Origin of the sequence: Janthinobacterium sp. GMG1 (genome assembly GCF_034427795.1) — a bacterium.
In the GTDB taxonomy this organism is placed as follows: Bacteria; Pseudomonadota; Gammaproteobacteria; order Burkholderiales; family Burkholderiaceae_D; genus Janthinobacterium.
Genome location: NZ_JAXQNT010000010.1, coordinates 104,785 through 129,611 on the forward strand (window position 1 = coordinate 104,785; position 24,827 = coordinate 129,611).

Annotated in this window: 21 protein-coding genes; 1 reads left to right on the forward strand and 20 read right to left on the reverse strand. The window is 63.3% G+C overall.

The genetic code is table 11. From position 1 onward, the window contains the following. Positions 1-12: 12 nt before the first annotated feature. The 6 genes from SJI03_RS23090 to SJI03_RS23115 are packed head-to-tail and all read right to left on the reverse strand — an operon-like array spanning position 13 to position 5,614. Positions 13-894, reverse strand: a complete 882-nt coding sequence (locus SJI03_RS23090; protein WP_322428750.1) for an ABC transporter ATP-binding protein — start codon at positions 892-894, stop codon at positions 13-15. Continuing rightward, positions 891-2,156, reverse strand: coding sequence for an MFS transporter (locus SJI03_RS23095; RefSeq protein ID WP_322428751.1), 1,266 nt, complete (start codon positions 2,154-2,156; stop codon positions 891-893). The genes SJI03_RS23090 and SJI03_RS23095 overlap by 4 nt, the downstream gene beginning before the upstream one ends. Continuing rightward, positions 2,149-2,913, reverse strand: a complete 765-nt coding sequence (locus SJI03_RS23100; protein ID WP_322428752.1) for an ABC transporter permease — start codon at positions 2,911-2,913, stop codon at positions 2,149-2,151. The genes SJI03_RS23095 and SJI03_RS23100 overlap by 8 nt, the downstream gene beginning before the upstream one ends. Next, positions 2,910-3,752, reverse strand: a complete 843-nt coding sequence (locus SJI03_RS23105; protein ID WP_322428753.1) for an ABC transporter permease — start codon at positions 3,750-3,752, stop codon at positions 2,910-2,912. The genes SJI03_RS23100 and SJI03_RS23105 overlap by 4 nt, the downstream gene beginning before the upstream one ends. Positions 3,753-3,762: 10 nt before the next feature. Beyond that, positions 3,763-4,842 (reverse strand): PhnD/SsuA/transferrin family substrate-binding protein, encoded by a 1,080-nt coding sequence (locus tag SJI03_RS23110; RefSeq protein ID WP_322428754.1) that lies wholly within the window; start codon positions 4,840-4,842, stop codon positions 3,763-3,765. Positions 4,843-4,864: 22 nt separating this feature from the next. After that, positions 4,865-5,614: a class II aldolase/adducin family protein gene (locus SJI03_RS23115; RefSeq protein ID WP_099377304.1), complete on the reverse strand. Its 750-nt coding sequence runs from the start codon at positions 5,612-5,614 to the stop codon at positions 4,865-4,867. Positions 5,615-5,839: 225 nt separating this feature from the next. Between SJI03_RS23115 and SJI03_RS23120 the strand changes: the two genes are divergently transcribed. Next, the gene (locus tag SJI03_RS23120) at positions 5,840-6,892 is read left to right on the forward strand and encodes an ABC transporter substrate-binding protein (RefSeq protein WP_322428755.1); all 1,053 of its coding nucleotides are present in this window, start codon (positions 5,840-5,842) and stop codon (positions 6,890-6,892) included. Between the two features lie 49 nt (positions 6,893-6,941). Here SJI03_RS23120 and SJI03_RS23125 read toward each other — a convergent pair whose 3' ends face one another. The 14 genes from SJI03_RS23125 to hemB all read right to left on the reverse strand — a co-directional run bounded on the left by SJI03_RS23125 (position 6,942) and on the right by hemB (position 24,827). Beyond that, entirely contained in the window at positions 6,942-9,314 is a 2,373-nt protein-coding gene (locus SJI03_RS23125; RefSeq protein WP_322428756.1) for a TonB-dependent receptor, read from the reverse strand. 221 nt (positions 9,315-9,535) lie between these two features. Next, positions 9,536-10,690: an LLM class flavin-dependent oxidoreductase gene (locus tag SJI03_RS23130; protein WP_099377307.1), complete on the reverse strand. Its 1,155-nt coding sequence runs from the start codon at positions 10,688-10,690 to the stop codon at positions 9,536-9,538. Positions 10,691-10,717: 27 nt separating this feature from the next. Continuing rightward, positions 10,718-11,797 (reverse strand): LLM class flavin-dependent oxidoreductase, encoded by a 1,080-nt coding sequence (locus tag SJI03_RS23135; RefSeq protein WP_322428757.1) that lies wholly within the window; start codon positions 11,795-11,797, stop codon positions 10,718-10,720. 244 nt (positions 11,798-12,041) lie between these two features. Next, on the reverse strand, positions 12,042-13,232 hold the full coding sequence (locus SJI03_RS23140) for a sigma-54 interaction domain-containing protein (protein WP_322428758.1): 1,191 nt from the start codon (positions 13,230-13,232) through the stop codon (positions 12,042-12,044). Positions 13,233-13,411: 179 nt separating this feature from the next. Then, positions 13,412-14,275, reverse strand: coding sequence for an HET-C-related protein (locus SJI03_RS23145; protein WP_322428759.1), 864 nt, complete (start codon positions 14,273-14,275; stop codon positions 13,412-13,414). Between the two features lie 53 nt (positions 14,276-14,328). Continuing rightward, positions 14,329-16,107, reverse strand: a complete 1,779-nt coding sequence (locus tag SJI03_RS23150) for an amidohydrolase family protein (RefSeq protein ID WP_322428760.1) — start codon at positions 16,105-16,107, stop codon at positions 14,329-14,331. 222 nt (positions 16,108-16,329) lie between these two features. Then, the gene (hmgA, locus tag SJI03_RS23155; protein ID WP_322428761.1) at positions 16,330-17,634 is read right to left on the reverse strand and encodes a homogentisate 1,2-dioxygenase; all 1,305 of its coding nucleotides are present in this window, start codon (positions 17,632-17,634) and stop codon (positions 16,330-16,332) included. Next, positions 17,631-17,816 (reverse strand): hypothetical protein, encoded by a 186-nt coding sequence (locus SJI03_RS23160; protein ID WP_077405067.1) that lies wholly within the window; start codon positions 17,814-17,816, stop codon positions 17,631-17,633. The genes hmgA and SJI03_RS23160 overlap by 4 nt, the downstream gene beginning before the upstream one ends. 12 nt (positions 17,817-17,828) lie before the next feature. Further along, positions 17,829-19,508: an FAD-dependent oxidoreductase gene (locus SJI03_RS23165; protein WP_322428762.1), complete on the reverse strand. Its 1,680-nt coding sequence runs from the start codon at positions 19,506-19,508 to the stop codon at positions 17,829-17,831. Between the two features lie 21 nt (positions 19,509-19,529). Next, complete coding sequence (locus tag SJI03_RS23170) at positions 19,530-20,858, reverse strand: MFS transporter (protein WP_322428763.1); 1,329 nt, start codon at positions 20,856-20,858, stop codon at positions 19,530-19,532. Between the two features lie 175 nt (positions 20,859-21,033). Continuing rightward, positions 21,034-21,846 carry a helix-turn-helix transcriptional regulator gene (locus SJI03_RS23175; protein WP_322428764.1) on the reverse strand — a complete coding sequence of 271 codons (813 nt, stop codon included), beginning with the start codon at positions 21,844-21,846 and terminating at the stop codon, positions 21,034-21,036. Positions 21,847-21,856: 10 nt separating this feature from the next. Beyond that, positions 21,857-22,366 (reverse strand): peptide-methionine (S)-S-oxide reductase MsrA, encoded by a 510-nt coding sequence (msrA, locus tag SJI03_RS23180; protein ID WP_099377564.1) that lies wholly within the window; start codon positions 22,364-22,366, stop codon positions 21,857-21,859. A gap of 66 nt (positions 22,367-22,432) precedes the next feature. After that, complete coding sequence (locus tag SJI03_RS23185) at positions 22,433-23,776, reverse strand: MBL fold metallo-hydrolase (protein ID WP_322428765.1); 1,344 nt, start codon at positions 23,774-23,776, stop codon at positions 22,433-22,435. 76 nt (positions 23,777-23,852) lie between these two features. Further along, positions 23,853-24,827, reverse strand: a complete 975-nt coding sequence (gene hemB, locus SJI03_RS23190) for a porphobilinogen synthase (RefSeq protein WP_099377317.1) — start codon at positions 24,825-24,827, stop codon at positions 23,853-23,855.

Here is a 24,827-nt window from a genome sequence, read left to right on the forward strand (position 1 = left end):
ATATCAAAAAAACTACAGCGCCATCCTGCGCGCCCATTCATTGCCATCCCACAAGCTGCTGGGGTGTTCTTCCTGCGCCACGGGCGCATGCGATTCGTCGAGGTCGCTGAAATCCGCATGCAAGCCATCGCGGATGGACACAAAACCGGGCGAACCGCGCTGGCGCGGGTGGGCCAGCGGCACGTCCTGCACCCGGCGCACCTTGCCCGGACGAGCATCGAGCACGACGATGCGGTCGGCCAGGTAGACGGCTTCATCGATGTCATGCGTGACCATCACCATGGTGATGCCCTCGTCCTGCCACAAACGACGCAACTCTTGCTGCAAACGCAAGCGGGTCAATGCGTCAAGCGCGCCCAGCGGCTCGTCCAGCAGCAGCACGTCAGGCCGCCCCACGAGGGCGCGGGCAATGGCGGCCCGCTGCGACATGCCGCCCGACAATTGATGCGGATAGGCATCCGCATAGCCGTCGAGGCCTACGCGCGTAATTTCCGCCGCCACGCGCGCGTCGCGCTCGGCCAGCGGCACCTTGGTATTGCTGAAAGCCACGGCCACGTTCTGCTGCACCGTCAGCCACGGAAACAGGCGGTGATCCTGGAACACGAGGCCCCGGTGCAGATCCGTGCCACGAATCGGCACGCCATCGTGCAGCAGCAAGCCTGTGTAGTCCGTGTCCAGGCCCGCCAGCAGGCGCAGCAAGGTGGACTTGCCGCAACCGGACGCGCCCACGATGGCGACGAATTCGCCGGGGGCGATGGTCAGGGAAATATCGTCGAGCACGGGCAGCGGCGCGCCTTTCAGCGAAAACGACTTGCTCACGTGCTGCACTTGCAAGCCGCCGCTCAGGTGCTGCTTTTGCGGCGACAAGGCCGAGGGGGAAACGAAATCATTCATGGCGCACTCTCTGCGGTGGGGGCAAGGGAAGGAATGGCGGCGGGCGGCGCCCGGCGCAGCCAGCGGCTGCCGTGGAACACCAGCCAGGCGGCCAGCCAGGGAAATAGCCAGATCAGGAACACATTGCGCAGCCCCGTCAGGTCGGCCAAGCGTCCCGCCGCCAGCGCGCCAGCCGTGCCGCCCACCATGCCGAACAGGGTCAAATGGGCGGAAACGCGGGCCTTGTCGACTGGCGCGCGGGCGATATTGTCTGTATTGACGAGGTTATTCACGCCCAGGCCCAGGCCCAGCAGCACGGAGGCAGCCAGGTAGGCGATGCTGTTTGGCCACAGGCCGAGGATCAGCAAGGCCGCCATGATGGCCAGGTGCGCGCCGCCATACAATTGCTCGCGATAGCGGCTGGCCAGCACGAAGCGCCCCAGGAACAGCAGCACGAGCACGCAGCTGAGTCCCTGCACGGCCATCAGCCAGACGGAGTGATGCGCAGGCCAGTGCAGCACGCGGATGGCCAGCAAGATGGAAAACACGCCCACGCTGGACGCCGTGAAGCTGGCGAGGATTTCGAACAGGTAAGTCACGCGCACGATAGGCAGGCGCAGCAGTTCGCGCAGGCTGGCCGCACCGGGCAGCAAGGCTTGGCCATCCAGCTTGCGCGGCGCCGTATTGCTGGGCAACACTTGCCAGCCCAGCACGGCCAGAATGGCGAACATGAGGGCGGAGATCAAAAAGCCCGCCTTCAGGCCCAGCTGCGCGATCAGGTAATTGCCACACAGGGGACCAAGAAATTGCATGCCGAGGATCAAGGTTCCCTTGTACCAGCCAGCCTTGCCCTGCCCCAGTTCCGGCAGGCGCACAAGGAAGACCGTGCTCATGGCCACGATGCGCAGGGAGATGCACAGGCCGACGAGAAACATCAGCAAAGCCACCCATTGCCAGCCGGGCAGCCACGGCAGCACGCAGAACGCCAGTGCCAGGCTCAGGCTGACGCCTGCATACAGATGCTTCGGGTTGCCGCGCGACAAGATGTAGCCGGCCGGTATGGTGCCCAGCGCCATGGCCAGGGTTTCCGCGCTGCTGATCGCAGCCAGCTGGAAATTGCTCACGTGCAGATGCAAGCCCAGCAAGGTGGCCAGCACCTTGTTCATGCCGATGGTCACGCCCGACAGCAGGGTCAGGCCGATAAAGCGCAGCAGAAAGGCGCGCAGCTCCCCTTCGCGGGCGCTGACGGCCGAGTCTGGCTGGAATGGCAACGATTCACTCACTGCTGCGCCCCTTCACCAGCAAACGCGCCAGCCGCGCAAACGCCACGTTCATCGCTTGTGCCAGCAAGGCGATCACGAGCACGGCCAGCAAGACGACGTCCATGCGGCCCGACACTTCGCCATTGAGCAGCAATGAACCCATGCCGGGGCCGGCAGAGAACAGCAGTTCGCCGCCCAGGCACGCGAGCCAGGCAAATGCCAGCGCATGCGTGACGCCGGTGACGATGGCCGGCATGGCGCACGGCAGCAAGATTTGGCGCAGGGTCTGCCAGCGCGTCAGGGTCAGCACCTGCCCCACTTCGCGCAATCGTCCTTCCACCTGGCGCATGCCCGCATAGGTGTTGAGCACGGTCGGATAAAAGGCGGCGATGGCGATCACCAGCAGCTTGGCGCCGTCGCCATTGCCCACCCACAATCCCAGCAGGGGGATCAGACCCAGCAACGGAACTTGCCGGATGCTGTGGAACAACGGGCCGATCAATCTGTCCGCCAGCGGCGACTGCGCCATCAGCGCGCCCGTGACGATGCCGGCGCTGCCGCCCAGCAGCAAGCCGGCCAGGGTACGGCCCAGACTGGCGCGCAAATGCACCCACAGTTCGCCCGTCAAAACCAGGTCGCGCAGGCTGTGCGCCAGGTCGCCCAGCGACACGAAGATATAGGCGGCCGCCGCGCCCTGACCGGAGGCCCATTGCCAGGCGCCCAGCAAGGCCAGCGGCAGCAGCGCGCCCTTGATGATCTGGATCAAACGTTGTTTCATATGGACTCCCCATTACGCTTCCAGCGCATCAGCCGCGCTTCCAGCGCATGGCATAGCCGGTCCAGGCCAAAGCCGATCACGCCCGTCAGCACCACGCCCACCATCACCACGTCGAGGCGGAACATTTGCCGGCCCATTTCCATCATCTGGCCCAGGCCGCTGTCGGCGGCCAGCAATTCCGCGCCCACCAGCACCATCCACGAGCGCGACAGGGCGATGCGCATGCCCGTCAACGCGGCCGGCACGATGGCGGGCAGGACGATCAGGCGGATGCGCTGCCAGCGCGAGAAGCAATACACTTGCGCCACCTCAAAATAGCGTTGCGACAGGTTACGGATGGCGTCATGCACGGCCAGCGCGACGATAAAGAAACTGGCCTTGGCCACGATAAACACCTTGAAGCTCTCACCTATGCCAAACAGCAAGATAAACAGGGGGATCAGGGCCACCGTGGGCAGTTGGCGCAAAACATTGAAGGTGGGGTCGACATAGCTGCGCAAGCCAGGCGACAGCCCCAGCACGACGCCAAACGCCAGGCCCGCGCTGGCGCCCAGGCCGAAGCCGGCCAGCAGGCGGAACAGGCTGATGCCCAGGTGCTGGCCCAGTTCGCCGCTGTCGGCCAGGTCTGCCGCCGTCAGCAGCACTTGCCATGGCGACATCAAAATGTGCGCGGGCATCCACTCGAACGTGGTGGCGGCCGTCCACAGCAGCAGCAAGGCCAGCGGCGATGCCCACACGGACCAGCGTGAGCGTATAAAGCGTTGCAGCCAGGGCACAGCGGCGGCGCGCACTGGCGCAGGGGCGCGCGGCAAGGCGATGGCGTTGACAAGAGTATTCATATGCCCCCCGTCATGGCGACCAGTAAGTTTGCAGCTTCAGCTGCGCCAGCGCCTGGTTGACGAACTGGGGCGCGAACAGACTGTCGACTTGCAGGGGGCGCCCGATCAGGCCCGCGCTCTTCGCATACGCCGCCTCGCCCACGTAGTGCTGGCGCAGGCTGGCCGTAAACAAGGGCGACCAGCGCGCCTGCCATGGCGTATGGTCGCCCGCCAGTTCGCGCCGCACGACGCTTTCCACTTGGCCCGCTGCCGCTTCGGTGCGCACGTATTCGTCTTCGCCGCCAGCGCCGGCAGCCCGGTGGTGCTCGCGCACATACGCCGTCACCACCAGCTGGGCCAGTTGCGGCCAGCGTTGCAGGAAACCGCTGTCGGCCCACAGTTCGGCGCGCATCTTCCAGTCCTGCGGCGGCGCCTTGCTCGACCAGATGATCTTGCCGACCTTTTTATCTTCCAGCAGGAAAGCGTCGCTGAGGGTAAAGAAAGCGTCGGCGCCGCCCGTCGCCACGGCCGCCGCGCCCGCCTGCGGATTGAGGTTGAGTATCTTGACGTCGCGCAAGGTCATGCCGTTCGCTTCCAGCAGGCGCGCAAACGGGTACTCCCACGGCCGGCCACGGTGCAAGGCGATCTTCTTGCCCTTCAAATCCTTGATCGACCTGGCCGTGGAACCGTTCGGCACCACCAGATAGGTATTGTTGGCGCTGCCGCCCGGCAAAATCAGCCGCGTCGTCAAGCCCGAGGCATTGGCGATAATCGATGGCAGATCGCCATACTGGGCCAGGTCGATCGAGTGATTGGCAAAGGCCTCGTTGACTTGCGTCGCCACGGAATTGGTCGTGACGGGAACCCATTCCAGCTTCACGCCCAGCTTGCCCAGTTCGGCCGCCAGCCAGCCCGTTGATGCCACCTGGGCAGCCGAGCCGGCAAACACGGTCTTGCCGGACGGCGCCGTGCGTGCCACGACGGCGATGCGTACGGCGGCCGGCAGAGGCTCGGCGGCGGCCGCCAGCGCGATGGCGGGTGCCAGCAGGCTGACCGCCACGGCGGCGGCGAATGCTTTGCGCCAGCTCAAACGTAAGAATTTCAATGACATTGCGGGCCTGTTCGTGAAAGGGTTACACCAGGTCGGTGGCGGGCAGCAGCGACAGCGCGCGCGCCGTGTCGATCAGCTTGCTCATCTTCCATTGCTGCAGCAGCACGCCGGGGCCGAAATCGCGCGAACCGCCGATGGCTTCGGCCGCGATCTGGATCTTCGCGCCCTCTTCCAGCAGCAGGATGAACTCGGCCAGCTTCAGCAAGCCCTGCTTGCCCCACACGGTGGCGCCGCCGTTCGCTTCCAGGATGGCCGTCGCATGCGTGTTGCGGGCGATTTCGCCGAGGATGAAATCGACTTCCGGCTGGCGGCGGTCGATATAGATGGGGATTTCGCGCACCAGCTGGTAGCGCTGCACGGGCACGTAGCGGATCGGCAGGGTGCGGTGCGTCTGCGCCCACGCGCCCAGCGACGGCGAGTGCACGTGCGAGATCGACGTGACCTCAGGCCGCTCGCGGAACAGTTTTAAGTAGCGCGCGCCGCCGTTGTTCGCATCGCCCACGAGCACCGTGCCGTCCAGCGCCAGCACCGCCGCCTTCAGGGGCTGACCACGGCGGAACGGGCCCGGATCGTTGACCACCACGACCTTGTCGCCGCCGGGCGTGCGCTCGACGAAGCCCACCGTGCCATTGGCCGTCAGGCTGCCCGTTTCGCGCAAGCCGTCGAAGGCCGTCTGCGCATCGCGGCGCACCTGCTCCACGAAGGCCAGTTCGGCCGCTGTCAATTCCTGCACCTGTACTTGTTGTGCTTCCGCTTGTGCCACGTCCGTCATGTCATGCTCCATTCTTTGGGGTTGGGATACGGGTCAGTCCTGCCTCTACTTTCGCAAGACGCGTGCCAGCGCCGCGGCCAGTCAAATGGTGGAAGGCTGCTGCCTGCGCAACAGCGGCTGCTGGCGAGGCAGCAGCCGCGTGCGCACGCGCTGTCGGCAAGCCAGCAAGCGGCGCGGGCACGTTTCCTGCACGGTTCCAGGCTCCACCCACCACGAAGGAGTCCCATGACTACCGCACCATCTCCCGCCGTCGATACCGTCTGGTTCACGCGCTGCCCCGTGCCCACGGCCACGGGCCTGGCCTATAAACTGGGCTGGCTGGACGAGGAATTCGCCCGCGACGGCATCGCGTTAAAGACCCTGCAGGAAGTGGGCGGCGAACTGGCGCGCCACCATTACGACCACGGCCTGTCCACGCTCGTGCGCGAAGGGGGCAACCTGCTGGCCCTGCCGGCGCGCGCGCAAGGGGCACCCACGCGCCTGATCGGCCTGACCTGGATCGACGAATGGCAAGCCATCCTCGTGCGCCCAGGTTCCGGCATCACGACGCCGGCGCAGCTGCAGGGCAAGCGCCTGGCGCTGCCCGTGTTCCGCGCCGAGGACTTGCGCGAGAACCGGCGCGGACGCAGCATTGCGCGCGGCATGAGCCTGGCCGGCTACAAGGGCGTGCTGGCGTCGGCCGGCCTCACGCTCGACGACGTGCAGCTGGTGGAAGTGGGGGCCGACGCCCAGGCATCGGCCAATCTGGGGGCGGGCCTGTGGCAAGGCATCGCGCCGCTGCTGCGCGGCGAAGTCGATGCCGTCTACGTGAAAGGCGCGGCAGCGGCCGAAGCGGCGCGCGCGGCGGGACTGGAAGTGGGCATCGACATCGACGCCCTGCCCGACCGGCGCTTCCGCGTGAACAACGGCACGCCGCGCCCGATCACCGTGCATGCATCCATGCTGGAACAGCATTTCGAGCTGGTCGTGCGCTTTTTGACGCAAACCCTGCGCGCCGCCCACTGGGCCCGCAACCACCATGCCGACGTGCTCGCCATCTTGCAGGACGAAACGCGGGCCGGCGCCGAAGCCGTGGCCGAAGCCTACCGTGATGGTTTTCATTTGACCCTGGCGCCCGACCTGTCCGACGAGAAGGTGGCGCTGTTCCGCCAGCAGAAGGATTTCCAGCTGCAGCACGGTTTCCTCGACCGCGACGTGGATATCGAGCGCTGGATCGATCGCAGGCCTTTGGAGGAGGCACAGCGGCGCCTGGAGGCATTGCTGCTGCAGGCAGCTTAAATGAGAAGGCCGGCGCAAGCGCCGGCCTTTCTGCATCAGGCAATCAGGGTCAGAACTGGATCGTGTACGACGCGCCCACCGTGCGGCCCTGGCCGATGATGACGGTGTCGCCGTTGACGGCGCCCGGCACGAAACTGGTCAAGGTGTGGTTGCGGTACACCTTGTCGGCCAGGTTGTTCGCATACGCCGTAATGCGCTGCTTGCCGCCCGGGAGCACATACGACAGGCGCGCATTGGCCAGCGCGAAACCGCCCTGGTTCAGCAAGTCGCGCGCGGCGTTTTGCGGGTCGACATAGTAATACTGCTTCGACGTGTAGCGCACGTCGCCGCTGAAGACCAGCTGCGCGCCATCGCCCAGCGGGTAGCGGTAGTCGGCCGCCAGCAAGGCCGTCACGTGGGGCGAGCGCACGAATTCATTGCCGGAGCGGTCGCCGCCATTGTTCTGGATGGCGAAATCGTCGAATTCCGTGCGCAGCAGGCCGATATTGGCGTTGAGGTGCAGCTTGTCCGTCGGCTGTGCCTCGATCTCGAATTCCGCGCCATTCACGTGGGCCTTGCGCACGTTTTGCAGGTAATTGACGCTTTGCGTGGGGTCGCCGTTGTACACGCCCGTGATATTCACCTGCACGTTCTTGTAGTCATAGTGAAAAACGTTGGCATTGAAGTTCAGGCGCCCGTCCAGCCATTCCGACTTGATGCCCGCCTCGAACGAGTTCAGGGTTTCCGGCTTCACCGTATTCAATGCCCGCACGTCCGTGGCGCTCGTGTTGTAGCCGCCGGACTTGATGCCGTGCGCGTATTTCAGGTAGCCGCGCAGGGTGCGGCTGAAGCGGTACTCGGGCGTCACGTCGTAGGTCAGCGCATTCCACGTGGTGGACGGATTCGACGTGAAGTTGTTGTTGGCCACCGATGCGGCGCCGTAATTGCCGCCCCGGACCGTGTTCCACCAGTTGGCCGCATCGCCAAATGTCACCGAATTCGATGCGGCCTGCACGCGCTGCAAGTCGAGATCCTTGGTTTCCGTCGTCCAGCGCAGGCCAAACGTCGACAGGAACTGCTCGCTGAAGTTGACGGTCGTGCTGCCGAAGATGGCCGCGCTGCGCGCCTTGTGCTGGTAGAGCGTGCGGTTGTAGCCGACGGGCTGCGTGCTGCCCGCCAGCGCCGGCACGGTACCGTTGGGCAGGCGCGCGCCGGCCGCATCGGAATCGATCTTTTCATTGAAGTAGAACAAACCGGCGACCCAGCTCACGGCGCCGTTTTGCGGCGACGTCAAACGCAGCTCCTGCGACACTTGCCGGCTGCTGGCCTTGGAGCGGCTGCGGCCCACTTCCAGCGGCGTGTTGTCGCTGTCGCCCGTCGCTTCGTTCCTGAAATTTTCATAGCCGGTGATGGACGTCAGGGTCAGCTCGCCCAGCGCGTATTCCAGGTTCAGCTGCGCACCGCCCTGCGTCACGTCGCTGTCGGCCGGCGCGTTCGTGCTGACGTCATCGGGATTCGTGCTGGGGACGTAGCCATTGCGGTAGATGCCATTCGCGCCATAGCTGGCCACGGTGGTGGTGGCGCCCTTGGTCGTGTAGTCGCGGTAATGCAGGTTCAGGTTCGCCGTCAGGTCGCGCCCGATCAGGGCCTTGAGCTGGCCGCGGATGGCGCTGTCCTTGAGCTTTCCATCGCGCTCGCCCGTAAACTGATTGTGGAAGCGGCCCTTGTCCTGCTGCTCCGTGTGGAAGGACAAGCGCCCCGCCAGCACCTCGTCGACCAGCGCGCCGCCAATGGCGCCTTCGGCCAGCTTGGTGTCGTAGCTGCTGTAATCCAGCTTGGCGTAGCCGCTGGACTTGAACGAGGGTTTGCGCGAGATCACGTTGATGGCGCCGCCCGTCGTATTCTTGCCCCACAAGGTGCCTTGCGGCCCGCGCAGCACTTCCACCCGGTCCAGGTCGAACAAGGGGAAACCCGTGGCGCTGGAATTGCTGATGTAGACATCGTCGAGGTAAAAGCCGACAGGGTTTGGGAAATCGATCTGCTGCTGGCCCGCACCGACGCCGCGTATCCACCAGCGCGGGCGGCCATGCTGCTGCGTGCCGGCCGAGGCGTTCGGCACGTAATTGAGGATTTCGCTGGCCGAGCGGCCGATGCCCGTGTCGAGCAGCTCCTTGCCGCCCAATACCGTGATCGCGCTGGGCACCTTCTGCGCGGATTCCTCGCGCTTTTGCGCCGTCACCGTCACCGATTGCAGCGAGGTGCCCTCGCCGGCGCCGTTCGCGTCGGCGGCGGCAATGACATCGGCGCCAGGCGCTTCCGCATGGGCCATGCCATGGACGAGCATCAGGCCGCCGATGGCGAAGGCCGAGCGCAGCGCGCGGCGCACTGGCGTCAGATGAAAGGGAAAAGAGGAGAAGGCGGCGGGGGCAGTCGAACGGCGCATGGGTGATTATCCTTGAGTAAAGTCAAAACGCGAGATGGTGATGACTGTCATTGCAAGGCGCATGCCCGCTGCCGCGGCGCAGCAAAATCATCATTAAGTGATTGATTTAAAAGGAAGACTATCGTGATGATAGTGCTGTTGATTTGGCAGCAGCGGCGCTGCCGCGTGCTGCCTGCGCGACAGCAGGCGGTGACGCTGCTGTCGCGGCAACAGTGTGAAGGTCAGGCGGCGCGCAACAACGCCGATGTATGCCCGCGCACGAGCGGCAGCACTTCCTCGCCCACCCGGTACGCTTCTTCCAGGTGCGGCGTGCTGGCCAGGATGAAGGCGTCGGCGCCCAGTTGTACCAGTTCGTCGAGGCGTTCGGCCACTTGCTGGTAGCTGCCGACGATGCCTTGCGTCTGCCCGCCGCGCAGCAGATTGAAGCCGGACCAGATGTTGGGCGCCGTGATCAAGTCCTTGTAGCTGTTCAGGGTGGTCGGCCGGTTGCCCCGCTGGCGCGCGGCGCCCACGGAATCGCCGCCATCGGCGCCGAGGAACTGGCGCAGGGTGGCGGGGTCCACGGCGTCAAAGCCCTTGCGCACTTCATCCCACGCCTCTTCTTCCGTGGCGCGGGCCACGATATCGACGCGCACTGCGCACTTGATCTTGCGGCCCAGCAGCGCCGTTTTTTCATGCACGCGGGCGAATTTCTCGCGCAGCTGCTCGAACGGTTCCAGCCACGTGAGGTAGTAATCGGCATGCTTCGAGGCGGAACCGAGGGCCGCGTCGGACGAACCGGAAAAGTAAATCTCGGGGAAATCCTGCTCCGACAGCGGCGTGGCCAGGCCCGCGTCTTCCACCTGGTAGAACTTGCCCTGGTAGGAAAACGGCCCGCCGCGCCACACGCCGCGCACCACGTCGAGAAATTCCGTCGTACGCGTATAACGGTCATCGTGGCCGGCCGAATCGCCCCACCACAGCTGCGAAGGGCCGCCGCCGCCCGTGATCACGTTGTACAGGGCGCGGCCGCCCGTGGCCCGTTGCAGGCTGGCCGTCATGCGCGCGGCCACCACGGGGTTCAAAAAGCCGGGCTGGAACGGGATCATGAAGCGGAAAGTGGTCGTTTCTCTCGCCAGCAGCGCGGAAATGGCCCACGGTTCGTCCGTCATGGGGAAGGACGGGATCAAACCGCCCTGAAAGCCCGATATTTCAGCGGCGCGGGCGATTTCAGCCAGGTAGTCGATATAGCTGAAACCATCGGCGCCGCCGCCACCGAGACCGGCCTGGCGCAGGTTGTCATTGCCGGGAAACCAGTCGCCGCGAAACGGCGTGCGGGCGCGGTGCGAACTCGGTTCGCCATGCGTGGGGATGCGCCAGAAAAAATCGATTGCCATGTGGGGTACTCCTTCAAATAAGGGGATTCAGGCTGCTTGCCGTTGCGTGTTCAACGCTGCGCGCACAAGCGGCAGCACGTGTTCGCCGATGCGGTAGGCTTCCTCGAAATGGGGGATGGCCGCCAGCACGAAGCTGGAGACTCCCGCCTGCGCGTAGGCTTCCAGCGCCGCGCTGACCTGTGCATAGCTGCCGACCAAGGCGCCGTGGGCGCCCGTTTGCGCTTGCGCAAAGCCGGGCCAGAAGGCTGCGGCACCGGCATCGAATGGCGCATCGTCGGGCAGTCCTGCACCGCTACGGTAGCGGCGCGCATCGCGCAAGGCTTCCTCGAACGTTTCGCGCGCCAGCACGTCGATGCGCAAGCCCGCCGCCACGGCGCGGCCCAGCTGGCGCGCCCGCGTTTGCAGGCTGGCGATGGCGGGCGACAAATCCGCCAGCGGTGCAGCATCGAACACGTGCACGTCGGCCTGGCGCGCCGACAGGGCCAGCGATTCAGGGGTATTGCCGGTCAAATAAATGCTGTTGACAGGATGGTTCGCCAGCGGGCCCTTGAAGCCGCCGTCCTGCACTTCGAAAAACCTGCCCTTGAAGCTGAACGGCGAAGTACTTTGCACGCCGCGCGCCACCGTGATGAATTCATCGATGCGCGGCAAAATGTCGGCGTCCGGTACGGCATCGCCCTGGCGCCGGCGCGCTGCCGCATCGCCGCCATGGCCGATCTGCCAGGCAAAGCGTCCGCCCGTGAAACGCTGGAAGCTGACGGCGTTCTTTGCCGCGTACACGGCCGAGCCCCAGGCCGCGTCGAATTCGGCGATCAGTTTCAAATGGCGCGTGCTGCGCGCAAGGTAGCCGGCGACGATCCAGCTTTCATCGCCCTGCGTATCGTGGCGTATCTGGATGCCGTCGAAGCCCGAGAGATCGGCCGCGCGGGCGATCTGGTGCAGGTAATCGAAATAATTGAAGGGTGGACGTGCGCCGCGCGGGTCGCTCACGCCCGCCTGCAAGGGACTGGGCGCGCCAGCGTTTCGCTCGCCGCGGCGCGTGACGCCGGGCGCCGCGTAACGGCCATCGCCGCTGGTGGGCAATTGCCAGATAAATTCTATGGTCATGCATGGACTCCTGTCGTGGGTCGAAGAAAACGCCGCTGCGCGCATTGGATACTTGCGCGCAGCGGCCTGCCCTTCCCTCCTCGCAGAAAACATGCCATGCCGTATAGGCCCAACAGCGCCATTCGCTGTTGATTTGGCAGCAACCGGGTGCAGCCATGGCAGCAGCATGCTGCGCGCGCAGCAGCCATGAAAAAAGCCGGAGCCGCATCGCTGCGGGTCCGGCTCCGGGAGGTTCGTCATGTGCCTAGTCGATGGCGCCCGCCTTTTTCAGGAAAGTGCGCAGGATGTTGCGGCTCAGGTTCAAGTGTTTTGCCGTGCGCACCTGGTTGCGCTCATTGCGCTCCCACGCAGCGCGCACCAGTTCCTGCTGCATGGCTTCGAATTCCACGGCCTCGCCCGAGTCGAGCAAGGCTTGCCAGGCGCGGGCAAAACGCTCGGCCGCCAGCACATCGTCCTGTGCGGCCGCGCCGTGGGCCGCGTAGGCGATGTCGGCGCCGCCGGCCCAGGCCTCTGGACCGGGTACAGAAACAGGTGCGGCGGCAGGCGCCCTGTGCCAGCCCGACAAACTCAGGTCCTCGGAGCGCACGACGCCGCTGCGGCAGACGAGCAGCGCGCGGTGGATGACGTTCTCCAGTTCGCGGATATTGCCCGGCCATGGATAGGCCAGCAAGGCCTCTTGCGCATCGAGGCCCAGCTCCACCTCGCCCAGGTGCAATCGCTGCGCATAGATGGCCATGAAATGGCGCGTCAGCGGCATGATGTCGCCCGGTCGCTCGCGCAAGGGACGCAGCGGCAGGCCGATCACCTGCAGCCGGTAATACAGGTCTTCGCGGAAGCGCCCGGCCCGCACGGCTTCGGCCAGGTCCACGTTGGTGGCCGCGATCAGACGCACGTCGATGGGGATGGCGCGCCGCGCGCCAAGGCGCACCACTTCGCGCTCCTGCAGCACGCGCAGCAGCTTGACCTGCATCGCCAGCGGCAGGTCGCCGATTTCATCGAGGAACAGGGTACCGCCGCTGGCCGTCTCGAACCAGCCGGGTTTACCCTGCTGGGCGCCCGTAAATGCGCCTTTTTCATAGCCAAACAGTTCGCTCTCGACGAGGGTTTCGGAAAACGCGCCGCAGTTGATCGCCACGAAGGTCTGTTCGGCGCGCCCGCTCAAGCCGTGCACGTGGCGCGCAATCAGTTCTTTTCCAGTCCCCGTTTCGCCCGTGATCAGCACCGTCGCCTCGCTGGGGGCGATGCGTTCGATCAGCTCGTGCAGCTGGCGCGAACGGGGGTCGGCAAAGACAAAGGCCGTGGCGCGCACCAGCAAGCTCATTTGCTGCGGGTCGCGGAAGGCGACGAGCGCACCATCATCGTCGGCGCTGGCGCCACGGGCAAGGTGGGCGCTGCGCGCGAAATCGCTGCTGAAATTGTGGGCTAAGAGTTCCATGGACCGACTATACCGCGCGCCATCTCCAGGCGTGAACGAATGGTGCTGCGCTTGCTTATCCGGATTTTGCATATGCACAGTGCCGGGAACGGGCGCTGTTTTGTCGTGAACGGTGCACTTTGGAGATAGCGTCATCCACCCCGGCTTCAACCCTGGCCTTGCCGGGATTTGTTTCGCCGCTACCTCAAAACGGTCGCTCTGCCGTCGACCAGCACATCGAGTTTAATCGTTCCCTGGCTTACCGCGTTTAAAATTGGCCACTCCGCGAATACATCAAGAATGAATTGCCTTGAGGCATCTTTGGCAAGTCGCTGAGCCACTTCAAAATGGGTGACATTACCAAACTTTGAAATAGCTTTTTTCCCCCGATCAGTTTCCTTTGAGTCTTTCGCCATCTCTCCATGCGTTTCGTAGGGAGCCGTGCATTTTTTTGGTGTTCCCCAGCTCACGTATCCAGATGTCAGACCCGCCTCCTGCCATTTTTTCACATTCTCTTCTGCCTGGTTTCCCCAGGTTTTGACAACCTTGAAGTCCGATAAAGCGCTGGCATCATCGATATTGATTTCGACATAATTCGTGTGAGCATAGAAGTCCTGAATTCCATGCAGCGCCTGTCCCAGGGACAGAAAAGCCAGATTCAACTCCAGATTCACCAACAATGGTTTCTTTGCCATGAGCAGAATCGTGGCCGCTTCAGCGTGCTCGTCCAGCTCGGCTTTAAGTTGCGCAATATAAGCAATCGCTCCGGAAAAATCACAGTTGTCGAAGTGGGCCTTTGATGCTGTCTGATGCACTATATCTTGCATGTAGAGTGCAATTTGCATTTGACGCACATACTTCCGGCTGCTCAGGCCATCCAGAAGGATTTTATGCTCGCTTATCTTGAAATCAGAATTGCATCTCTCACAAATAACGGATATGGATTCATCTTTTGCCGCAGGAATTTCTTGCTGGAGTTTTTCCATGTCGATATCCGCTGCCGAGGCGCCCATAGCCATGAGCGAGAAAATGATGGCAAGCGAATGCTGGAATCTGTTAAACATCGATAATCTCCAAGTTTTGAAAATGGCATTTCGGACATCCGCACCATGCTTCGCTAACTGAATCGACCATCCACTTTCAAGCGCCAGGCAGGCGGCTTTACGCCGTGTTTGTCATAGAATGCCTGCAACCTCAACCGCGTCTCCCCGCCACGGGACAAGCCAGCGTAACGTACAGCGTTATCGCCAAAGAATTTGTTCGAGAGCGTCGTCACGGTTTCGCCGCTAAGAGATGGCAGTTCTTCAAGCTCTTTGAAAAGTTTCATGAAGTCGCTCAGATAACTTCCAATTGAGCTGGCAGTCAGGCTCATTTCCCAGTCTGTGCCATATAGAAAGCGGTTCGCCAACGATGCAGAACCCTTTGGGGCGGTAAGGTTATAGAGCTTTTGCAGATCCGCCTTGAGTTCAGGCTGGTCCGATATCACCTCGGTAAAGAATCCGGCATCGGCGTATGCGAACTCTCCTGGTCCGCTTGCATTCATCTCCTTTGCAAATGCTTCCGCAAGGGAGAAACCTGCACGCTGGTCCTTCACGATGGACGTATCGCCGAAATGCCCGAAGTTGACACGCAGGCGTGGAAACTCCTTCAAGACGCACGCCCAGTATTTGGAACCCGCCAGATTCTTGAAGGCCATGCTGGGTCCGTTAGAAAGACCCGTGTGCGCCATGATCGGTACACCATGCTTTTGACAGTAGTCATATAGCCGGCGCAAGGCGTCATCGAGCAACTTTCCCAAATCAGGGGTATTTTGTACCCACTCCGGCAACCAACGACGCCTCCAGAAATCCGGCTCCGCATCTTGAATATACTGATTTCCCAGCGCGGCAAAGCCCATTGGCGGGTATAGCTTGACGCCGATAAATCCGTGTTCTTCAAGCGCGCGCTGGACAAGGTCAAAAGAACTGGTCGCTGATTTCCCCTTGCTGAACGCCACTTCTCGCAGCGGACAGAATGGCACGAATCCGTGCATTCTCCCTCCCGTCAGAATGGACAACTGCTCCATGACCTGGACCTGCGTTTCGAGCGAAGTCGCTGTTGGTTTCCCCTTTGATATCCACCACGAATAATCGACCATGCTGGGCATGAGGAGATCCACCATGCGCACACCAGGAACATTAAATGTGCGCAGATATTGCTGAATATTTACATACCGGTATTGGAAATTTTGAAGGATGAATTTAATGACACCCATCACCGACCTGTCTCCACTCAGCATGTCCAATGGCTCGGGAGAGTCTTTATCCAGATCGGGAATCGTGGCAGGAAGCTTGTCAATAATTTCCAGGGCCTCGACTTGCAGACGTGTCTGCATATCGGGAATAAGAAGCTTGCTTTGCTTTTCTCGAATGAATGGCAAGTACAGGGGTGAGGTAGCCGCAGCAGCTTTCAAGGACGCAGTACCGGCTGCGTATGCGTCTCGCCGCAGCCGGGAAATGACCTCCATCTTGGCCTGCTCGCTTGTGCAAGTGGCCAGTTTTGGGGACAACTCCCGGAGCGTCTCCAGCTCCATGTCACCGGAAGGCGCCAATGACCACGCAAGGCCTTGTAGCAGCGCACCGACAGCCATTGCCGCAGGCCCCAGCGGGCTGGCCTCCCCAACCATCACTTTTCCCACGAAGTCCATGACAGGAATATCCGTGCCATTGAAAATGTGGCAGTGAGCATCGATGGTCAAAGGCCCCGTCGGCAGGTTGATGTCGGGACTGTTGACGCAATCCAAAGGGCGTGGCTTGAACAAGCAACAGCCTGACAAGCCGACGCTTGTGCCAACGGCAAGGGCACCGATGCCTCGAAGGGCACGACGACGGGAAAAATTCTCCGGAAAGTGGTCCATGCAGCCCTTTCAGCAGTTCATTTCTTCGACTAAGGAGTACAGAAAAAATCGCGTGCTCGATGCAAGGGGGATGGTATATTGATAATTTCAACTTGGCAAGATTTATTGCGCAGGCATGGACAGGTGCTGCGGCAAACAGCGGAGCAACCACGACAGATGACCGGTTGCCAAAGGGCTCGCCAGCCCGCATACGGGGACGCGGGCTGCGTGACCAACATTTGACTACCCCTGGTCCGGATCGAAATGCTTGCGCAAGCCTTGCCAGCACGTGAAGTAGTCGTTTTGCAGCAGGCCGCCGTCCAGCGCGAACGGCGTCGGCTTGAGGATGGTGCGCGTCTCGAACATGAAGGCCATGGTGTCGCCCACCTTCACGGGCGCGGATGTGTCGCTGTGCGAGGCTTTTTCGAAGGTCTGCGCATCGGGGCCATGGCCGGACATGCAGTTGTGCAGGCTGGCGCCGCCCGGCACGAAGCCGGCCGCCTTGGCGTCGTACACGCCGTGGATCAGTCCCATGAATTCGCTGGCCACGTTGCGGTGGAACCACGGTGGCCGGAACGTGTGCTCGGCGGCCAGCCAGCGCGGCGGGAAGATGGCGAAGTCGATGGCGCCGAACAGCGGATTTTCGCTGGGCGCCTGCAGCACGAGGAAGATCGACGGGTCCGGATGGTCGTAGCTGATCGAGCCGATGACATTAAAACGGCGCAAATCATATTTATAGGGCGCGTAATTGCCATGCCAGGCCACCACGTCCAGCGGCGAATGGTCGAGAGTCGTGCGCCACAAGTGGCCGCCGAACTTCGCCAGCAGTTCGCATGCGCCGTCGATATCTTCATACGCCGCGTGCGGCGTGAGGAAGTCGCGGCTGTTGGCCAAGCCGTTCGAGCCGATGGGCCCCATATCGGGCAAACGAAAAGCCGTGCCGAAGTTTTCGCAGACATAGCCGCGCGCCGCGCCATCGGGCAGGGTCACGCGGAAGCGCACGCCGCGGGGAATCACGGCGATTTCCTGAGGTTCCAGCTCAAGCAAGCCCAGTTCCGTGGCAATCGCCAACCTTCCCTCCTGAGGCACGACCAGCAATTCACCATCGGCCGAGTAAAAAAAACGCTGCATGGAACGGTTGGCAGCGTACACGTGGATGGCGCAGCCGCTCATGGTTTCTGCGCTGCCATTGCCTGCCATCGTCTGCCAGCCGTCGATGAAGTCCACCGGCATGGCGCTGTCGGGCAGCGGCAGCGGGTCCCAGCGCAGCTGGTTCGGCGGCGTGGGGGGCATGGCGTGGAAATCGCTGACGATGCGGGTATTTTCAGCCAGGGTAAATGGCGGATGCTGGCTGGCGGGACGGATGCGGTACAGCCACGAGCGCCGGTTCTGCGCGCGCGGCGCCGTGAAGGCCGTGCCCGAGAGTTGTTCCGCATACAGGCCCAATGGCGCCCGCTGCGGAGAATTTTGCCCCTGCGGCAAGGCGCCGGGCACGGCTTCCGTGGCAAATTCGTTGCCGAAGCCGCTTTGGTAGCCGGCGCCTATCATGCCCCCTCCGCCAGGCCGTCGGCCGCGTCGCGCAGCAAGCCCTGCACCACGTCGGCCCTGCCGATGGCGCCCATGGCCAGCAGGGCGAAGCGGGCCAGGAACAAGGGCGAGCGCTGCTCGCCCAGGCCGCCCATGGTATGGCACAGCTCGGTGTACAAATTATCCAGTTCGATATCGGTCATGTTGTCTCCTTGTTACTTTGATTGGGCAATGCCGGCTTTCGCCAGCGCAGCCGCCACCTGCCCCGCCCGCACCTGCCGCCAGCGGCCCAGCACGTGCCCGTCCGGACGCACGAGGTAAAACGTGCCGGGCTGCGCGTCGAACAGCGAGAATACCTGCGACGTGTGATCCCGGGCGCGCCCTTGCTGCCCGCTGCGGGCGATCGCCACGGTACTCAACGGCAATGTATCGCCGAGCGCCAGCAGTTCCGCCGGCACGGCCCCATCCTCGCTGAAGTACAGTCCCGTGAAATCGCCGTCAACGCGTTTCAGCAAATCGGTAATATACCCCGCTTGCTGCGCGCCGTCTTGCAGCAACGCCAGCGGGCATTCGGGCAAGACCATGCCCGGCGTGGGGCCAGCGGCAAACGTCTCGCTATCCGGTGCATTCAGGGCAGACTGCGCGTACGCGATGGCGCTCGTCTGGCGCGGGTTGATCAGGGAGCGCACGTGCGCATGCTTGCCCGCCAGGCCCAGCACGGCTGTGCGCATCAGCTCGAAGGCGAAGGTGGGCGGCGCCATGAATTCCGTGCTTTTGGTGCCGTGGAGCAGGTTTTCATGGGCGGCGAACACGCGCTCGTCCGAATAGCTGTCCAGCAAGGCATCGGGCGCCTGGTCCTTGACGACATATGCGAGCTTCCAGGCCAGGTTGTCCGCATCATCGATGCCCGAGTTCGCCCCGCGCACGCCGAAGATGGGCACCAGGTGGGCCGCATCGCCCGCGAACAGCACGCGGCCATGCCGGTATTTTTCCAGAGTCAGCGCGTTAGCCTTGTAGAGGGTGATCCAGACGGGATGCCATGGTGATGTTTCGCCCATCATGGCCAGCAGGCTGTCCACGCGGGGCGCCACGTTTTCCAGCAGGACGGCCGCCTGCGCATCCTCGTCGTCGCGCAACTGGTAGTCGATGCGCCAGATATCGTCGGGCTGCTTGTGCACCAGCACGGTCGAGCCGGGATTCGATGGCGGGTCGAAATACGCGAGGCGCTCCGTCGGGCGTTCGCTCTTCAAATGGATGTCGACGATGACGTAGCGCCCTTCATAGCTGGTGCCCTGCAATTTCAGGCCCAGCGCTTCGCGCACGACGCTGCGCCCGCCATCGGCCGCCACCAGCCAGTCCGTATCGATTTGATATGTATCAAGTGGCGTCGTCACCGTCACGCTGGCGCCGTCGGCGCGCTGCTGCACGCCCGTCACTTTCGATTGCCAGCGGATATCGATCAGCTTCGGCTGGCGTTCTGCCGCATCGAGCAGAAATTGTTCGATATGGTATTGCGCCAGGTTGACCATGGGTGGCAACTTCTGGTTCGCGTCTTGCGGCATCGTGAAGTGCAGCACTTCCTCGTCGCGGTAAAAGCTGCGTCCGCCCGCCCACGGCAAGCCCTTGCGGAGAAAACCGTCGAGCGCACCGAGGCGTTCGATGATTTCCAGGCTGCGCCGCGAGATGCAGATGGCGCGGCTGCCCGTGCAGACGCCGTCGTCCGCTTCGATCAGCACCGAGCGCACGCCATGGCGGGCCAGGCCCAGGGCCGTGGCCAGGCCCACGGGGCCGCCGCCGACGATCAGGACCGGCACGTGCTCGATGCCGGCGCCGGCCGGTTTGCCGGGCGGATAGACCTTCGGCACATGGGGATAAGGGTGGAATGTATCGCTCATGATGTTTCCTCTTCAACAATATTATTTGCTGCTACGGGCGATGGGCAGGGTCAGCACGATGGCCGCGCCCGCTACCAGCAGCACGCTGGCGTACAGCAAGCCCGTGGCAAAGCTGTGCGTCAAATCCTTCAGCCAACCCACGACGACGGGGTTCAGGGCCGAGCCGATATTGCCCGTGGCATTGATGACGGCGATGCCGATGGCGCGCGCGCCCAGGCTCAGCGCACGGTCCGGCGTGGTCCAGAAGACGGACATAGCCGTGTAAGCGCCCGTCGAGGCCATGCACACGCCCAGCAGCTGCACCACCGGGTTGCCGGAATACGCCGTGAACAGCCAGCCGGCCGCCGACAGCAGCATGGGCCAGACGATGTGCCAGCGGCGTTCCTGCAGGCGGTCCGAGCGGCGGCCCCAGGCAATCATGCCGATCACGGTGCACACTTGCGGAATGGCGGCCAGCAAGCCGATCTGCGTGTTGCTGGCGTTGCTATTAAAACTTTTCACGATCAGCGGCGTCCACACGGCCACCATCGCCAGGGTATTCACCAGGCAAAAATAGGCGACGCCGAATTTCAATACCGTGGGCGAGCACATTTCCGCCATCACCGAGGTGTTTTGCCGGGGAGCGATGTGCACTGCAGCCGGCTTGTGCTCGGCCGCCAGCATGCGCGCCAGCACCTGCTGTTCCAGCTTGCCCAGCCAGTTTGCCTTGTTGGGAGAATCGTCCAGGTAGCCATACACGGCCAGGCCCAGCAGCACGGATGGCATGCCTTCTAGCAAGAACAGCCATTGCCAACCCTTCAAGCCCCAGTGGCCGTCCAGGCCCAGGATCAGGCCCGACAGAGCGGAACCGATGGCGGCCGTGACGGGCATGGCGATCATGAACAGGGCATTGGCGCGCGCCCGGTAGGCGCTGGGGAACCAGTAGGTCAGATACAGCAGCATGCCGGGCAGAAAGCCCGCCTCCGTCACACCCACCAGGAAGCGCAGCGCGTACAGGCTGGCCGGGCCGCTGGCGAACAGGGTCGCCGTCGAGGCCAGACCCCAGGCGATCATCATGCTGCCTATCCATTTACGCGCGCCGATGCGGGCCAGCACGATGTTGCTGGGAATGCTGCAGGCGATGTAGGCGATGTAAAACAGGGTGGTGGCAAAGCCGAACTGGGTGCCGGACAGGCCCAGGTCTTGCATCATGGTCAGTCCGGCGAAGCCGATATTGATGCGGTCAAGAAAGGAAAACACGAACAGCAGGAACAAAAATCCCAGCAAATGGCGCGATACCTTGCGCATCACCTGCTGTTCCATTTGGTCGGTGGCCGCGTCGAGGACGGGCGTAGTGGTGGCGATGGTCATGCTTGTCTCCATAAGGTGTCGCCCTCCCCTTGTTGATTTTATTGGGTGAGAGCGGCCGGGTGATCCCGGCTTGAAACACAGTATGCAGACGACAATGCCGGCGGCTGTCCCCATTTTGGGGACGTTTCGCGGCTAAAACAGTCAAAAAGGCGGAGCCATCCCTACGCCGAAGGAACTAGACCGGCGCCATGCACAGGGCGAACAACTGGCGCTGGCTGGAAATGCCCAGGCGTTTATAGGCGCGCTTCTGATAAGTGATCACGCTGGACGGTTGCACGCCCATGGTCTCGGCGATTTCCACGGCAGTGAGGCCTTCGAGCACGCAGCGCAGCACGTCCAGTTCGCGCTTGCTCAAGGCGGGGCAATGCTGGCGCAACCGTGCCAGCAACATCGGCGCGACGCCTTGCGTGGCTTGCCCCTTCAAGCTGTAGTGATGCTTGACGGCATGGGCAAACAGCGGTGACAGGGTTTCGATGCCGGCCACTTCGCCGGGCAGGAACTTGCCCTGGCTGCTGTCGCGGTAGAAATTGACGGACAGCCAGATATCGCCGGCCGGCTGCACCAGCAAGGATAGCCGGTCCGAGACATGCGGTTTTTGATAGCAGGCGGCGCGGTAGCCGGGATGGTCGATCTCGTCGCTGGCCTGCTGGTGCAGCACGATGGCGGGATCGATTTTCCGTCCCGGCGCCGGCGCGATCACGCGCTGGTTGCCATCGAGCGCATAGTAATGGCGGGCATAGCTGTCGGCAATATCCTGCAGGAAGCGTCCGCCGCGCCGGTCGGCCACGGCGACCGTGCGCGGACGGTTGCCGAATTCATAGGCAAAGATCGTGCACTGGGCAATCGGTGCGACCGTGCTGACCGTCTTCAGGATGGCCCCGGCAACGGCATTCACGTCCGCATGGCCGATGGCCGCCATCAACTCCAGGGTACGCCCGAAGTCCAGCTGCCCTTCCGCCGGCTGCCGCTCGACGCGCCAGTAACGCATGCCTCGCTCCTTATTGCCCGCGCTGCGGCAAGACCCAGTCCGGCCGGATGTAATGGCAGGTGTAGCCGTGCGGCAAGCGCTGCAGATAATCCTGGTGCTCCGGTTCCGCTTCCCAGAACGGGCCGGCGGGCGCCAGTTCCGTCACCACCTTGCCGGGCCACAGGCCGGAAGCGTCAACGTCGCGGATGGTGTCTTCGGCCACCCGTTTTTGCTCGTCGCTGGTGTAGAAGATGGCCGAACGGTAGCTCGTGCCGCGGTCATTGCCCTGGCGGTCTTCCGTGCTGGGGTCGTGGATCTGGAAGAAAAATTCCAGGATCTTGCGGTAGCTGATGGTGGTCGGGTCGAAAATGATCTCGATGGCTTCCGCATGCGTCCCGTGGTTGCGGTAAGTGGCGTTGGCCACGTCGCCGCCGCTGTAGCCCACGCGCGTGGCGATCACGCCCGGATAACGGCGCAGCAAGTCCTGCACGCCCCAGAAGCAGCCGCCGGCCAGGATCGCGATTTCGTTGTTTTGTGTCATATTGATCATTCCTTGATCTGAGATACTGGTATCAATCGTCCATCTTACCCTGTCGCGGCGTTTTCTTCAGCGGGCCAGCAAGCGCTTGAGCTGCGCCGCCTGGTAGGCGCCGATGGCGTCGTTGAACAGGCAGCGGATCAAGGGGTCGTCGACGATATCCGCTTCCGCCAGTCCGGCCCGCGTGGCCGCATCGAATGGGCCATCATTGATGCGCATGTACATTGAGGTGAGCGATTCACCGAGCACCAGCGCCGCATGGCACTTCACCAGCGGCACTTCCGTCGTCCAGCCGGGCGCCTCGCCCGTGTCCGGCACGAGGTCGATCAAGTCGCCATGCGTGCGGTAGTGCAGGATGGTGGCCGCGCCGTCATGGCCATACAGCGCCAGACGCCACACACGCGGAGCCTGGAAATAGCTATCCTCGGGCAGTTCCATGTCGCGGTAGCGCTCAAGCAAAGCGTTGCGGCAGAAATCGAGCACCAGTGCGGCATCATCCGCGCCCAAGGGGGCGAAACGGCGGGCGATGTCCGCCGTGGCGGGCGGCGGCGCGTCGGGGCGGTAGTCGAAATCCACTTCTTGCGGCCCCATGGGAATGACCCAGGGCAGCGGCGCGGCTGGCGCCATGCCGTGCGCGTCGAGCAGCACGGACGTCGATGGGTCGAGGCGGAAGATGTGCGCGTCCGGCAGCGCGGCGCCGATCTCCTGCGCGAACTGGCGGTAGGTGATCGGGAACATCGCGTGGTTGTACCAAGACCAGTCTTCCTGCACGAATTGGCAGGAGCTGGGCACGAGGTAACGGGGCGCCAGCGCGCGCAGCTGCGGCATCCAGTCGTCGGGAAGTTCGACCGGGCCAGGCTGCGCCTGCGACGGCGCGATGACGGCGATCTCGCGCATGGTCTGGAATGGCCACAGCACCATGTCCCACGGCGCATAGGCGGCCAGCTGCGCCAGGGTTTCCGGGCCGATCCAGGAATCGACGACGTTGAGCACATTCAGCCCGGCGGCGCGCACCTGGAACAGCGAATCGACATCGTCATCGAGTGCGCGGCGCGGGATCACCTCGATGCTGCCCACCTGTACCGGCACGTCCACGTGCAGCCGCTCGACGCGGCTAAAACCCAGCGCGCGCAGCATGGCGAACAGTTCGTCGAAGACGCAGTACAAATAGATGGGCGTGGCGCGGTCCAGCACATCGAGGCTGTCGAGCGAGCAGTGGTCGTCATGGAAGTGCGAGATGAAGACGGCATCCCAGCACAGCTGGCGCACGGCGTCGAGGTCGAAGCGCACGGGCGGAAACGCGTGGCAGTTGCGGCTGAACGGGTTTTCGACGATGGGGTCGAAGGCGATGGCCGTGCCTTCGCATTCGAAGACATAGCCGGCGTGCAGGATGCGGGAGATTTTCAGGGGCATGGGAAGCTACAAATAAGACCCGGTTGGGCAGCGCGCCATGATAGCTGAAAAGGCGGCTGCCCTGCCCCGCGTTGACTTAATATGGGTTATTCAGCACATCCATCGCAAAGTACGTAAAGATCATGTCCGCGCCCGCGCGCTTGATGGCGCCCAGGGTTTCCTGCACCACGCGGCGCTCGTCGATGGCGCCCGCTTGCGCGGCGAACTTGATCATCGCATATTCTCCGCTGACCTGGTAGGCGCCGATCGGCAAACGCGTCACTTCGCGCAGGTCGCGGATGATGTCCAGGTAGGCGCCGGCGGGTTTGACCATCAGCGCGTCCGCGCCTTCGGCTTCGTCGATCAAGGACTCGCGCACGGCTTCGCGGCGGTTCATCGGGTCCATCTGGTAGGTCTTGCGGTCGCCCTTCAGGGTGCTGCCGGCCGCGTCGCGGAACGGGCCGTACAGGCCGGAGGCAAACTTGGTCGAATACGCCATCACGGGCGTGTCGTGGAAGCCGGCCGCATCAAGGGCGCTGCGGATCGCCGCCACCTGGCCATCCATGGCCGCCGAGGGGGCGATGATGTCGGCGCCCGCCTGGGCCGCGATGACGGCCTGCTTGCCCAGGTTGAGCACCGTGCTGTCATTGTCGACCGTATCGCCATGCAGGATGCCGCAATGGCCGTGGTCCGTGTATTCGCAGAAGCAGGTGTCGGACATGATCACCATTTCCGGCACGGCGTCCTTGATGATGCGCGACATGCGCGCCACCAGGCCGTCCGGGTTCAGCGTGTCCGTGCCGTGGCTGTCCTTGTGGTGCGAAATGCCGAAGGTCATGACGGAGCGCAGGCCGGCGCGCGCGTAGCGCTCGACTTCCTGCGCCAGCTTCGCTTCGGGAATGCGGCGCACGCCGGGCATGGACTTGATGTCGATGAAATCGCTGCTGCCTTCGTCGACGAAGATCGGCAAGACCAGGTCGCGCGGATTGATCTCGGTTTCGCGGAACAGCTCGCGCAGTTGCGGGGTCGCGCGCAGGCGGCGCATGCGCGAAGTTGGGTAGTGTGCTGGCAT